This is a genomic window from Pantoea sp. BAV 3049 (assembly GCF_009765445.1).
GTDB lineage: Bacteria > Pseudomonadota > Gammaproteobacteria > Enterobacterales > Enterobacteriaceae > Erwinia.
This window is the reverse complement of sequence record NZ_WHOY01000031.1, coordinates 604,723-617,949: the sequence shown is the minus strand read 5'-3', so window position 1 is coordinate 617,949 and position 13,227 is coordinate 604,723. Positions and strand designations below refer to the sequence as shown.

Below are 13,227 nucleotides of genomic sequence, written 5' to 3'. Positions count from 1 at the left end.
AACAGTGCGGCCGTGGGCAGCCTCACCGGCCACGTCACCGTCATCGCGGGAGACGTGGATATTGAAAGCGTTGTTGTAAACAGCTATACGTACAAAGCCGATGCTGGTTTCCCTACTACGGGATTTAAGGGAGCTAAATTTACGTTGAAGTTGAGTCAAGGTAATCCGACGGATTACACCTGGAAATCCACTGCAAATTGGATAACTGTTACAAATGGTGGAGAGGTAACTTTCAGTGATGACGGCAGTACTGGTCCTGTCAGCATAACCGTGACTAACTCCAATGGAATAAAAGTTGCCCAGTATGATTTCACTCTCACGGGCTGGTATACCCCTTCAGAAGAAAAAACCTTCGAGGATGCTTCTCTTTATTGTGCAGATAATAATGCGTCTATACCTTCGGTCTTTCAGCTTACAGGAGGTTCGCTTGAGGTAAGCGGGAAGCGTGGTACCTTGGGGGGGCTCTGGAGTGAGTGGGGATCGATGAGTTCTTACAATGCTGGTTTTAATAACCATTTTTACTGGATGAATGAACAAAATACCGATGGCATTCATTATCTCTTTAAACCCTCATCAGGTGGACATTTTGTTAATACCACTACTTCTACATTCGGGGTGGTCTGCAGGGCGGGCAATTAAAGTTTGTTAATCATCGGATGATGTATTTTAGTTCCGATCTGGCAGTAACCGGTCATTTATAAAGGTATCTGTTAGGTCGGACCCCTACCAAAACTTATGTAAAAAACCATTGTAAGCGCCGTAGAATTTGGGCAGAAAGTTACACTTCGATAACAAGAAACTTCTCGCACCTACAGAAGCTTATATATGATCACCTCTACTAGAAAGGTGACAATCTGCACCGGACATGAAGGTTCAAAACTCTAACTATGTCTAGATTGGGAGTATTATCATAAATATGACAGAATCAATTTATATGGGTATCTTGAATTTATCTCATGTGAAGAACCTATTTATAATTTGGACAGAAATGTGAATATTATCAGATAATCAGCGGCCGAATAAACGATTTTTAAAAAAGAAAAGAGAGAAATATATAGTTTACATAAAAATACGGGTAAAATCCCCTGGCATTTAGTGATATCATATGACCATCTCATAGGAAGACTGGATTTCGGATACCCGCCCAAGAGAGTTAATTAAGGAAAGCACATGACAAAAACCAGACAAGACTGGCTTTGTAAACTACGTCACTGCACATCAACCGTCACGCTGGATAAAGTGATCGAATCCATCAGTGACAAACTCAGCGATCATGAACTGGTGTTTTTTTATGGGGCAGCCGATCATCGACTTGCTGAACTGACGATGAACCAGCTTTATGACAAAGTGCCCTCATCTGTCTGGACGTTTATTAGGTAGGTAGCTATCTGTAGTGACGTGCAATGATGATCACTCCGACGCACAATAAATGCCCCTTTACAAACCACATTCCGTGAGAATGAAAATACATTTCAAATCACTTTATCTGAGAATAAAACGTAAGCTTCGCATTCATACCATCTTTTATTATTTCCCGCATTTCCTACCACGGACACTTTCGCGAACATGGACACCATGTGTTGACAAAAATACGCCTTACAACAGAAGCCCCTGGATCTTCACTGCACTGAGCCTTCGGTTTAATGAGGCTCTGACTTACCGTGAAATTGCGGAGCAACTGAACATTAGCTCATCAGCCATACATAAGGGGTTCTACGCCGGAATCCCAGATTTTTCCGGCGCCACGGCTGAACAGAGGTTTGATGCTCCGCTTGTGTAAGAAACTTACAAATTTTACTGATGGTCGCAGGTTCAAGATTTAATATCGCGCTAACATGACCTCCAGTTGCCAAAATGAACGGATATTTATTCACCTCAGTCCAGGAGCTTAGTTCACGGCTAACCAGTGCTGGACGTCCTTCCTCGACGCCGGCGGTCTGCGCGATATCGAAGTCGAAGCCGTCACCAAAATGCTCGCCTGCGGGACCCGCATCAGCGGCGTGAAGGAATACGACTGCGATAATCCCGGCTGCCGGCATGTTAAATACATCACCAACGCCTGCCACAGCCGGGCCTGCCCCTCCTGTGGTAAAACTGTGGATTGCTGCCCAGCTTAACCGCCTGCCGGACTGCGACTGGATACTCCTGGTCTTCACCCTCTCCGATTCTCTCTGGCCCCTGTTTGAGGTCAACCGATGGCTGCTTAACGACCTCTGCCGCCTCGCCGTCGATAACCTGCTGTACGCCGCCAGCAAACGGGCGCTGGATATCGGCATTTTCTGCGCCATCCACACTTACGGCCGGCGACTCAACTGGCGCCCCCATGTCCACGTCTCCGTCACCTGCGGCAGTATCAACGAGCACGGAAAGTGGAAAAAAATCAGCTTCCGTAAGGACGCCATGCGCGCCCGCTGGATGTGGAATATCCGCCAGTTACTCCTGAGCATCTGGTCCGAAGGCGTCGCAATCCCCCCTTCGTTGTCACATATCAGCACCGAATCACAATGGCGCAGCCTGATACTGACCGCCGGGGGCGATTACTGGCACGTGTACATGTCCAAAAAGACCGCAGGTGGCAAAAACACCGTGAAATACCTTGGCCGTTACCTGAAAAAGCCGCCGATAGCGGGCTCCCGGCTGGCGCACTATGCGGGCGGCGCCACGCTGAGCTTCCGCTACCACGACCACAACACCGGTGAGCAGGCCACGGAAACGCTGACACAGCGTGAGATAGTGGCGCGGCTGAAACAGCACATTCCGGAGAAGTTCTTCCGGATGGTGCGTTACTTTGGTTTTCTGGCCAACCGAGTGTGCGGAGAAAAGCTGCCGGTGGTCTACAGCGCGCTGGGGATGGAAAAACCGGAACCGCTACCGAAGGTCTGCTACGCACAGATGAGTAAGCAGTTCCTGCGACGTGATCCGTTCGAATGCGTGCTGTGCGGCGGGCGAATGGCGTACCGCCGCGCGGTGGCTGGCCTGAATGTACAGGAACTGAAACTCCACGCCCGGGAGATAAGCCTGATGAGGTACATCCCGGCCTGACGCAGGGAAGATCCGCCTTGTGCACTCTTACAGCCTGAAAAACAACCTGAAAAAACACAACTCTTCACAAGCCTGCAGATCGCAGATGGTCTCTCTAGCATATAAATAGAAACATGGTTAAATTTCAACCACACCATTCTAGGGCAGAAATGGTTTCAATTTCCTATACTTGAACGCCTCACTGTACCTGCTACGCCGGGCGTGGGAAGATATGCAGGAAGCGCTTTACTGGATCAGCCCGGCACGCCATGCCGCTTTTATTGCGGAAGGCCATCATTTGCGGTTTGAGACGCTGTCCACGCGTGAGGGACTGCAGTGCTATACGGAAAGAGACAAGGTTCCGCACTCTCTGAACGTCAGGCCCAGCCGCGAGGCACGAAAGCTTATCCGGTCACTGCAGCAGGGGAAAACAATCCGGATAACGGACCGTAACCGCCTGCTGGCTGTGATAGGACCTGACTGGAGCCGGATTGAAAACTGAAGCGTGTTACCGCCCTATGACTCCGACAAGTCAGGCAATTTCTTCCATAGCATCGTCATTCGCAGACGGAGGATGGAGTATCAGCGCATCGCACTCTCTAATGACATATTCAGGAATGAGATCAAACCGGGCGGGATCCAGCTGACAGATAAATTCATTTTCAATATGGTAGGTCTCGTTCATGAACTTACGTATGACCGCATTTTCGAGTCCGGTCTGCAGCAGCCTGAATACCTGCAGTTTCTCGTAGCCACTCCGGCAGAGAGAATAGAGCGCACGAACACGATCTGGGTCCGTTAGCTGCACAAGAGTCGCTGCGTAATCAAATCCGGGTATCCGTAAGGCAATTGCCTGGCAGCCATTAGCGACTTTCTCTGCGGCCATTTCAGGGTATCCCACTCCCTGCTGAACGGGTTCACGGCTGTCAATGGGCGTTTCCCGGTGATGAAAGAGATTTGACAGCACCTGATAGGCATCACCGCGGTCGTCCATAATTTCATAATGCCGGCGAAGATAGATCAGCTTTATCACGTCTTCACTGTCAGAGTCAGTAACGGACTGGCAGATCTGAGCAAAGGTGCGGATGTCGCTTTCGCCGATGAGCTGCTCGGTGATGCAGCCTGAGCTGTAGCGGAGGTGTGAGGCCGTAACCAAATTACTGAACAGCTTCCTGACGGACTTCAGCGTATCAATAATGGGTTCAACGTCGTGAGTCAGCATCAATACCGTTTCGTTTTTCAGGCATTCACCGGCATTGCGGCGAAACAGCATCTCCAGAATGGCAAACTTCTTGTTTTTATCAAACGATGAAATCGGGTCGTCAAGAATGATCAGGTCCGGCTTCTTAGCCAAGCATTCGTACATGAAGAGGACGATGGCAAAGGCATTACGTTCACCATAGCTGAGATGCTGGCTGCCGCCGCTGACGTAGCCGTCAAAATCTTCGTGGCGCAGCTTAAGCCGGCATTTATCGCCTTCTCCCGTGATGTCCACCTGATAACGATAGCCAGCGTAAGCCAGAAAGGTATTGATGTCGGTTTTATGCTTGAGGATCAGCTTCTGCATGCCCTGGCGCTGCTTGTTGATTTGTCCCTGCAGGCGCCCGGCCTGCGTCGTGAGGTCATCCAGGGAGGCATTAAGGCTGGCCACGGTGCTGGCCGTTTTATCTGACTGCAGCTCCGGGAAAAACTTCACGTCCAGGCGACAGGCTTCCAGCGCCGCCTTAACGTTGGTTGACGCGCTGAACGTAAAGCCATTGAGGGTTTTCAGGGTATTCAGCATTCCAATCAGGCTGTCTGTCTGTTTCTTCACCGTCACAAGATATTCTTCGTGCTGTTTTTCCAGGCCACTTTTCCGTGTGGTGATATCGGCAAGGCGGGCGCGGGCAGGTTCTGAAAAATATTCACCGAGTTTATCCAGCACGCCAATCAGGCCGATCAGGTTTTTAATGACGGCCTTATCATACTCTGTGCTGACGCGACCAATCTGCTCCGCCTTTTCGCGGGAGTTACCGGTGCAGAACGGACAGCAGCCTTCAGCAAGCGCGGAGAATTTCTCATATCCCCGGGTCTGCCATTCAATCCACTCCACGCTGCTTTTACTCTGGATGTATGGCTTATACAATTCCAGGCCTTCAGGAATGTGCTGAAGCTTGTTACCGGCAGACAGGCCTTTCATTCCTGTGGAGGTTTTTGCAATCCCGGTACTGCTCAGTTTAAACGCCGCGCTGAGCTCCCCCAGGTGCGTGATGAATTCCTCAAGCCCGGCGTTATCAGCAAACTGCTGCCGTATGGCCACGACCATGGCTTCAATTTCACGTTCTGTCTCGTGATACGCTTCGCTTTTGATGAAAATATCAAAACTGTTGCTTACGAGTTCGTCCGGCTGGAAAGTAAACTGATCGACATATTTTTCATTAAAGCACATGACGTTCTGCAGACCATCGGCGCCGGTTACGCCTGGCCTGACTGCATCAGGATTAGAACCACGATATCTGAACGGAAGTAGGTCACTCAGCCCCTGCTCATCCCCGTTGACTGTGCACTGAATCGCGCGGGAAATGGTGCTTTTTCCCGTGCCGTTAGGAGCAAACTTAATATTTAACTTGTTTTCAACCAGAGTGATGTTTGCTTTATCGATGTTATTACAGCAATTAATTTCAATTTCCATACTCAATCCTTTACGGCAAAGACGCTGAGCGGATCCCTTATATAACAGGCCCGATTAATTAATCATGCTGAATCCAGAACATATAAGCACCGTTTCATTTTCAGGTAAAGTACATCAGTGTTCACCGTGAGTGACGTAGAGCTGAAAAAATTGTTTCTCATTGGAAATATTTGCTTGTAATAACATTTTTAGCTCGCAGGCATTGAGAGAGGTGCTGCGGAGGTGTATTAAAACAACCGGTTTCGGTCAGTATAAGGCCATATCATTCTGGAACTATATGCAGAGGAAGCATTTATGCCACGGAGACAAATTCTCAGTAGTGAAGAAAAAGAACGCTTACTGGTTTTGCCGGATGATGACGTTCTTCTGACGCGAATGTGTTTTTTGAGTGAACATGACCTCGCGCTTATTAATAAACACCGCAGACCCGCAAACCTTTTAGGCTTTGCTGTTTTACTCTGCTATTTACGAAGGCCAGAGTTTCCTCCCGACAAGAATGCGTCCCCTCACGACGGGGTTGTTTCCCGGCTTGCAGCTCATTTGAAACTTCAGCCTGATTTGTGGGCCGAGTATGCATCAAGAGAGGTCACCCGTTGGGAACATCTGGCTGAACTCTACCGCTACATGGAATTATCCCCCTTCAACCGGGCGCTACAAAAAACCTGCATTCGCCACCTTTATCCCCATGCCATGCGGACAGACAAAGGCTTTTTGCTTGCGGAGGAAATGCTTTCCTGGCTCCACAATAATAATGTCATTTTCCCTTCTGTTGATGTAATAGAGCGAACTCTGGCCTAAACAACTACGCTTGCAGACAGGGCGGTATTTTCTGCGCTGACCGCGCAGCTTGAGCCGGGACATAAAGCGGCGCTGGATCGTCTGCTGGTATCTGAGGGTGAGCAACCTTCACGGCTGGCCTGGCTGCTCCAGCCTCCGGGAAAAATTAATGGTAAGAATGTCCTGCAACATATTGACCGGTTAAACTCGATTGAGTCGCTGGCACTGCCTGACGGCATTGCGCTTTCCGTTCACCAGAACCGGCTCATGAAACTCGCACGCGAAGGCAGGAAAATGAGTAGCCGGGATCTGGCTAAGTTCACGGCTGTCCGCCGTTATGCCTCGCTGGTTTGTATTATATTGGAAGCCTGGGCCACTCTGACTGACGAAGTTATTGACCTGCACGAACGTATTCTGGGTAGTCTGTTCAGCAGGGCAAAACGCAGGCCGAACGACTTCAGCAAACGGGAAAGCTTATTCAGAGCAAGCTGAAGCAGTACGTTACCGTCGGGTAGGCATTACTTAACACCAGAGAATCCGGTGAAGACCCCTGGATAGCAATAGAAGATGTCCTTCCCTGGCAGGAATTCATCAACAGCGTGGAGGAAACGCGGTTTCTGTCACGTAAAGACAACTTCGACCCGCTTCATCTGATCACAGAAAAATACAGTACGCTGCGTAAATATGCCCCCCGGATGCTGTCCGCGTTGCAGTTTATGGCAGCACCCGCCGCAATGCAGCTCAGTGACGCGCTGGATACGGTTAGAGAGATGTATCGCAAACAACTCCGAAAAGTACCGCCTTCCGCGCCAATCGGGTTCATCCCGGAAAGTTGGCGCAAGGTAGTGATCACGCCCTCCGGCATTGACCGAAAATATTACGAATTTTGCGTGCTGAATGAGCTGAAGTGAGCCTTACGTTCTGGTGACATCTGGGTAAAAGGATCGCGCCGTTACCGGAATTTCGATGATTATCTAATCCCATCTGACGATTTTGAAAAATCACTCCGGGATAATCAGCTATCCCTTTCCATTCCGACCGATTGCCATGAATACATAAGGAACCGTATGACGCTTCTGGCTTCGCGCCTGGAGGAAGTGAATGCGATGGCGCTGGCCGGGGATTTGCCTGATGTTGATATATCGGATAAAGGTGTGAAAATTACCCCGCTGGATAACAGTGTCCCTTCTGCAGCATCACCTTTTACCGATCTGGTTTATGGCATGCTGCCTCACCCTAAAATTACAGAAATTCTGGATGAAGTGGACGGCTGGACCGTTTTTACCCGCCATTTCACGCATCTTAAAAATCATCACGTCAGACCAAAAGACAGAAAGTTGTTACTGACCACCATCCTTGCCGATGGCATCAATCTGGGGCTGACAAAAATGGTTGAATGCTGTCCGGGAACGACAAAATCGTCACTGGAGGGCATTCAGGCTCGGTACGTCAGAGATGAAACCTATTCAGCCGCGCTGGCCGAGTTGGTCAATGCTCAGAAAAAGCGGCCTCTGGCTGCATTCTGGGGAGATGGGACCACGTCATCATCTGATGGGCAGAACTTTCGGGTGGGCAGTCACGGACGTTATGCGGGTCAGGTCAATCTGAAATACGGGCAGAAACCAGGCGTGCAGATTTACACGCATATCTCGGATCAATACAGCCCCTTTTACACCAAAGTCATCAGCCGCGTGCGTGACTCTACCCACGTACTTGACGGTCTCCTGTACCACGAAACTGATCTGGAAATTACAGAGCATTACACCGACACCGCAGGTTTCACTGAGCATGTTTTCGCGCTAATGCATCTGCTCGGGTTCGCTTTTTCGCCAAGGATCCGGGATCTTCATGACAAGCGGCTTTTTATTCATGGAAAGGCTGAGCGTTATCCGGGACTTCAATCTGTGATATCCACAACTCCACTGAATCTTAAAGACATTGAGACGCACTGGAATGAGGTACTTCGCCTCGCAAGCTCGATAAAACAGGGGACTGTTACCGCATCGCTGATGATTAAAAAACTGGCCAGTTATCCTAAACAAAATGGCCTTGCAAAAGCATTGAGGGAAATCGGACGCATCGAACGGGCACTGTTATGCTGGACTGGTTCCGCGATCCTGCATTGCGTCGCAGGGTTCAGGCCGGTCTGAACAAAGGATAAGCACGCAATGCGCTTGCCAGAGCCGTCTTTATGCATCGTCTGGGCGAAATAAGGGATCGTGGTCTGGAAAACCAGAGTTACCGCGCCAGTGGCCTTACGCTGATCACAGCCGCGATCACATTGTGGAATACTGTGTATATAGAAAATGCCATTAACCTGTTGAAAAAGAAGGGGCTACCACTAAATGAAAATTGCTGTCACACTTGTCTCCGCTGGGCTGGGAACACATTAATCTGACGGGAGACTATATCTGGCGAACCAACAAAAAACTGGCTGAAGGGAAGTATTGTCCTTTGCGGCCAGTTGATGTTAGTCAGTACAAAAAACAACCTTAACGTACAATATTTTCCGTTTCCCAAACGGAGCCCATTCAGTGGACCAGCTAACAATCTCCTGCAATAATATTTTTCACTGAGACCATACAGGGAAGCAGCATTATGACATTCATGCCAGCAGCCGGAGCCACCCGGTTTATTCGCCTCGGGCACACCTGCTTGGGCGTGGCCGGCCCCGCAGGACTCACCCTGACCGCAGGCGGTCACAACAACAGCCCGCTCTGGTCACGCAATCCGGCCGCCGGGAGCGGACAGCTTCACACCTGGTCTCCCTGGGGGAACGGTAATCCCACCGACGGCCTGCCCGGTTTTAACGGTGAGCGTCCTGACCCCGTCAGCAGCACCTATCATCTGGGTAACGGCTATCGTGCCTATAACCCTGTACTGAGACGCTTTAACTGCCCGGACAGCCTGAGTCCGTTCGGGGCTGGCGGGATTAACCCCTATGCCTACTGTGCAGGGGACCCGGTCAACCATACCGACCCGACCGGTCATATCAGCTGGCAGGGTATTCTGGGGATAGTGGGGGGCGCCATCGGCGTGTTACTGACCGGGGGAGCGGCTTTAGGTGCCATTGCGGCAGCGGGGAGTGTGGCAGCCGCAGTGAGTTCAGCCTCAACCACGGCGCTGGTTGTGGGGGGGCTGGGTATTGCGGCAGACGTCACGGGGATAGCCAGCGGGGCAACTGAGGATGTGAATCCGGAAGCATCATCGGTGCTGGGATGGGTATCCATGGCTACGGGGATTGCAGGTATGGCTGCCGGAGCAGCGCTTGCGACTAAGTCTGGAAGGACTCTTCTTAAGATGTCCAGAACAAACCGCCCGGAAATATCATCTCCGATGGATCTGCATTATAACGTGCTCAAACGGTATAAAAACTTAGCACCGGAGAAATTAGACCATGAAATTAAAAGTATAAAAAAAATAAACCCGGAAATAGCAAAAATAAATAGCATTGAAGATCTAAAATCTTATTCCGCAAAAACAAAGATTGATCAACTGCTTAGCAATGAAGTTGTAAAATACATAATCACAGAAAAACGAGAATTACTGGTAGGTCACTGGATTCACCAATCCCGTTCAGATTACGTCACTCATCCGGCAATCATGCATATGCTAGAACATGATCCGACAGCTGAAATAATCTCTGCAGGAAGAATAACTCACTTTGATTACAATAAAGGGCGGGCTCTTGTTTACGTTACCAATGAGTCAGGTCATTTCAAACCTGATGTCGATTCGATAAATCACTTAGATGCCTTAATTCGATCATGGGGAGGTGGAGGAGTTATAGAGGACTGACAAGGCGTAGAGGTGGCGTTGGTGCATGGATGGCTGAAGATCGCAACGTCCCCTTACCCACTGTAATTCAGACGGATTTCACCTGCTTACGGACAGAATGAGGTCGTGCCACCGACAGCAGACGATTCAGAGCTGCCACGCCGATGGCCACCTCTGTCTTCTGTGCCGAAAAACTCCGGGCACGCAGGCGGGTTCCGATAAGCGTTTTCCAGCACGCCATCATCGTTTCCATCAGTGCCCGTTTCCCGTAACCGATGGCCTTCTGCCATGCCGGTCGCCCTTTTTCCCTGATTAACGCCAGGTGCCTGTCACGCTGGCAGGGGGGGGGCCGGTGATTTCTCCGGCCACTGCAGTTGACCGCGGTGGGATGGCTACCGTGATGTCATCACCATGTCCGGCAATGACACCGTAAGTGGGCGCCCCATCGTAAGCCCCGTCAGCCGTGACCTGAGTGACCGTGCTGCCAGTCTGACTGAGCAACGGCCCCACCTGCGACGGATCATCCGGATTCTGTCGCATTAAGGCGTCGTCAGGTAACATACTATTTTTTTACGATGTTGCCTGGCCATGTCCCTGATCCGAAAAACCTTTAAACGCCTGCATTATCCCGTCGATATTATCGCGCAATGCGCGCGCTGGTACCTGGCGTATTTCCTGAGCCTGCGTAATCTGGAAGAGATGATGGCGGAGCGCGGTATCACTGTTGATCATTCCACACTTCACCGGTGGGTTATCCGCATGGTGCCCCTGCAGGATAAGGCGTTTCGCCGGCATAAACGTGCCGTCGGTCGCCGCTGGTGAATGGACGAAACCTACATCAGAGTCAGAGGCCGGTGGAAATATCTGTACCGCGCTGTTGATACCGACGGTCAGACCATCGACTTCCTGCTGACGGCGAACCGGAGGTGGTAACCATTGATAAAAGTGGCGCCAATACGGCAGCGCTGACCACACTCAATGCCGACAAAACGGATGAAGAAAGCATCACGAACAGGCAGAACAAATATCTGAACAACCTTGTGGAGCAGGATCATCGGAACATCAAGCGACGGACGCGACCGATGCTGGGATTCAAATCATTCCGTCGGGCACAGACCATACTTGCGGGAATTGAGCTGGTAAACATGCTCCGTAAAGGACAGCTTCATCATCCAGCTGGCGAAGGATTGTCGCCGGCAGAACAATTTTATCTGTTGGCTGCCTGAAAAACAGGCAGCGCAGATTTGATCATCTTATCTCCGTTAACGCGACAGATCCCGGTTGAGGCTGCAAAGCAGCCGTACTCGTACCGAAGGGGGCGCTACGTTCTGACATTTATGGCGAGGCAACCGGCTAAAGTAAAATTTTCTGACCAGCAGTTTAAGGCGCGAAAGGCATAAATCCTTGAGGTTTACAATGATAAATAACAATATTAAATAAATTAATTTTTTTAAAAAAATTCCAATCTTTTCGGAAAAGAAATATTATTTCGATGCATATGAAGATGTCTTAGGCCAGATTAGCCATCCCGCTTTGCTCTGAGGCTTGTCAACAGCGACAGAAGCGGGTTCTTTTTTTCAATCTCAGCACCATTAAAAGCGCATATCTAACCTAATGACGATATGCATATATTGCCATTAGGTGAAATATTTTCAACTGCACTTAGGAATAGTTTTTCCTGACTCAGACACATTCACTTGGTGATTAACTGTTGCGGCTCGCAATCGAAAACGGTCGGACTCGCAATCAAAATTTCTGGACTCACGTTAAGTGGAAATGAAATTTTCCTTTGCACCCATATTAGCCGTCCAGTTTGGGTCTGCCCAAAATGGACAATGTGATGAGACAATAATGCCGCCTCATAAGGGTTTAAACCAGTATTACGCAACGACCAGTATTCGACATCTGGAGCCAAATGATACGCTTTCTCATTTGCAGTTAATGTGAGCCAGTCAAAATTAAATGCGAGTTTGTCTGGCTGATTGCGAGTCGAATATCATTTTATGTGAGCCAGTGGCGTTCTTCATTTGCATTTAATCCGAGCCGAAAAACGGGGTGTTAGCAACATTCAACAGAACATAGGTTTATAAATTTATTTTTGTTGTTTTAGATTGGCAGGGTGCCTGATATTGACGAATAACACCTTAATGAAAGTTAGGTAAGGTGTTATCAGAATCCCATTGTATAATTGTTATTTATTTGTTTCTATCTTTGCATGAGAAAAAATTGGTAACTATTAGCTTAGCATCCGAGCAATGATTGACGCGGTTATTAAATCCCATCTAAAATCGCCTGAAAAAAAAATAAACCCTCTTCGCCTGATTCTGTCTAACTTAATAAGTTACACATTGAGCTAATAACAGCCCGCCTACCAGACCAGGGGGCATATAGTGAGATAAAATTCAGTGCGCTAAATTCTGTATAATCATTTTCCTAAATCCAATCCCACCATGTGCGGGGTCGTGAACGGAAATTCTCCTCACGTATTTGATATTTTGCATCCTGCCCGTAAAGACGCTTATATCGACTTTTTATATCCCATTTCACAATTTTTTCCTCATAACCCATCTTGTTATTGCGAAGATAATTTTTAAATCTAAATCGCTCCTCAGCAAGTACAATCCCCCTTTGACTTGGGGAGTTAATGAACCTGCCAACATTCTCTCTCAATTCATCCAGAAATGCTGCCTGCGTTTCTGTCAATGGCATTTTTGCTATAGCATTGAATATCTTTTGGCTGTTTATCTGCGATTGCTGTATCTTGGCTGGCATCAAGTAGTCGGCTATTACTCTGAATTGGTGGTGTGCTTCCCCAAAATTACGTAAATCTTTAACAGAAAGGCGTTTGGCTATATTATAAATTAATTCGTTTGGTAAACTCATTATGGGTGAAGAGCGTTCTGTTTGCCTGACACTGGATAGCGTTCGCCTCCTCCCCTGTAATAATACTCCGCCGGCCACCATGCCCGCCAGGCCTGTGG

General features: G+C 49.1%; 8 protein-coding genes and 4 pseudogenes. 7 read left to right on the top strand and 5 right to left on the bottom strand.

Going from position 1 to position 13,227, the window contains the following annotated elements; translation table 11 throughout:
* The 3 genes and pseudogenes from GSQ70_RS03710 to GSQ70_RS26320 form a co-directional block, all read left to right on the top strand.
* A pseudogene (locus GSQ70_RS03710) lies at positions 1-639 on the top strand (hypothetical protein); the annotation flags it as partial.
* Positions 640-1,170: 531 nt separating this feature from the next.
* Complete coding sequence (gene hha, locus GSQ70_RS03705) at positions 1,171-1,380, top strand: hemolysin expression modulator Hha (protein WP_158781260.1); 210 nt, start codon at positions 1,171-1,173, stop codon at positions 1,378-1,380.
* A gap of 49 nt (positions 1,381-1,429) precedes the next feature.
* A complete protein-coding gene (locus tag GSQ70_RS26320; protein ID WP_370521030.1) occupies positions 1,430-1,780 on the top strand; it encodes a sigma factor-like helix-turn-helix DNA-binding protein in 351 nt (116 codons plus the stop codon).
* Here the strand turns inward: GSQ70_RS26320 and GSQ70_RS25910 are convergent.
* Positions 1,686-2,066, bottom strand: a complete 381-nt coding sequence (locus tag GSQ70_RS25910; RefSeq protein ID WP_233268626.1) for a hypothetical protein — start codon at positions 2,064-2,066, stop codon at positions 1,686-1,688. The two genes, GSQ70_RS26320 and GSQ70_RS25910, sit on opposite strands and share 95 nt — an antisense overlap.
* Here GSQ70_RS25910 and GSQ70_RS03695 point away from each other — a divergent pair.
* Positions 1,947-3,042, top strand: a pseudogene (locus GSQ70_RS03695) (IS91 family transposase). The gene GSQ70_RS25910 and the pseudogene GSQ70_RS03695 sit on opposite strands and share 120 nt — an antisense overlap.
* A gap of 511 nt (positions 3,043-3,553) precedes the next feature.
* On the opposite strand, the gene GSQ70_RS03690 reads toward GSQ70_RS03695, so the two are convergent.
* On the bottom strand, positions 3,554-5,692 hold the full coding sequence (locus GSQ70_RS03690; RefSeq protein ID WP_158781256.1) for an AAA family ATPase: 2,139 nt from the start codon (positions 5,690-5,692) through the stop codon (positions 3,554-3,556).
* A gap of 294 nt (positions 5,693-5,986) precedes the next feature.
* On the opposite strand from GSQ70_RS03690, the pseudogene GSQ70_RS03685 reads away from it, so the two are divergent.
* Positions 5,987-8,965: pseudogene (locus GSQ70_RS03685) on the top strand (Tn3 family transposase).
* 102 nt (positions 8,966-9,067) lie between these two features.
* On the top strand, positions 9,068-10,267 hold the full coding sequence (locus GSQ70_RS03680) for an RHS repeat-associated core domain-containing protein (protein WP_158781254.1): 1,200 nt from the start codon (positions 9,068-9,070) through the stop codon (positions 10,265-10,267).
* 67 nt (positions 10,268-10,334) lie between these two features.
* Here GSQ70_RS03680 and GSQ70_RS03675 read toward each other — a convergent pair whose 3' ends face one another.
* Together GSQ70_RS03675 and GSQ70_RS03670 are read right to left on the bottom strand one after the other, a co-directional pair.
* Positions 10,335-10,499, bottom strand: a complete 165-nt coding sequence (locus tag GSQ70_RS03675) for a hypothetical protein (RefSeq protein ID WP_158781251.1) — start codon at positions 10,497-10,499, stop codon at positions 10,335-10,337.
* A gap of 59 nt (positions 10,500-10,558) precedes the next feature.
* Positions 10,559-10,786, bottom strand: coding sequence for a hypothetical protein (locus GSQ70_RS03670; protein WP_158781249.1), 228 nt, complete (start codon positions 10,784-10,786; stop codon positions 10,559-10,561).
* 48 nt (positions 10,787-10,834) lie between these two features.
* Here GSQ70_RS03670 and GSQ70_RS03665 point away from each other — a divergent pair.
* Positions 10,835-11,472 (top strand): annotated as a pseudogene (locus GSQ70_RS03665) (IS6 family transposase).
* Between the two features lie 1,207 nt (positions 11,473-12,679).
* Here GSQ70_RS03665 and GSQ70_RS03660 read toward each other — a convergent pair.
* A partial coding sequence (locus tag GSQ70_RS03660; RefSeq protein WP_199257220.1) for an F-box protein occupies positions 12,680-13,227 on the bottom strand: 548 nt, incomplete at its 5' end.

Bases quoted from the DNA above. Each gene is read 5' to 3' on its own strand.
- hha (WP_158781260.1), top strand. From the start codon at position 1,171: ATGACAAAAACCAGACAAGACTGGCTTTGTAAACTACGTCACTGCACA.
- GSQ70_RS26320 (WP_370521030.1), top strand. From the start codon at position 1,430: ATGCCCCTTTACAAACCACATTCCGTGAGAATGAAAATACATTTCAAA.
- GSQ70_RS03690 (WP_158781256.1), bottom strand. From the start codon at position 5,692: ATGGAAATTGAAATTAATTGCTGTAATAACATCGATAAAGCAAACATC.
- GSQ70_RS03680 (WP_158781254.1), top strand. From the start codon at position 9,068: ATGACATTCATGCCAGCAGCCGGAGCCACCCGGTTTATTCGCCTCGGG.
- GSQ70_RS03675 (WP_158781251.1), bottom strand. From the start codon at position 10,499: ATGGAAACGATGATGGCGTGCTGGAAAACGCTTATCGGAACCCGCCTG.
- GSQ70_RS03670 (WP_158781249.1), bottom strand. From the start codon at position 10,786: ATGCGACAGAATCCGGATGATCCGTCGCAGGTGGGGCCGTTGCTCAGT.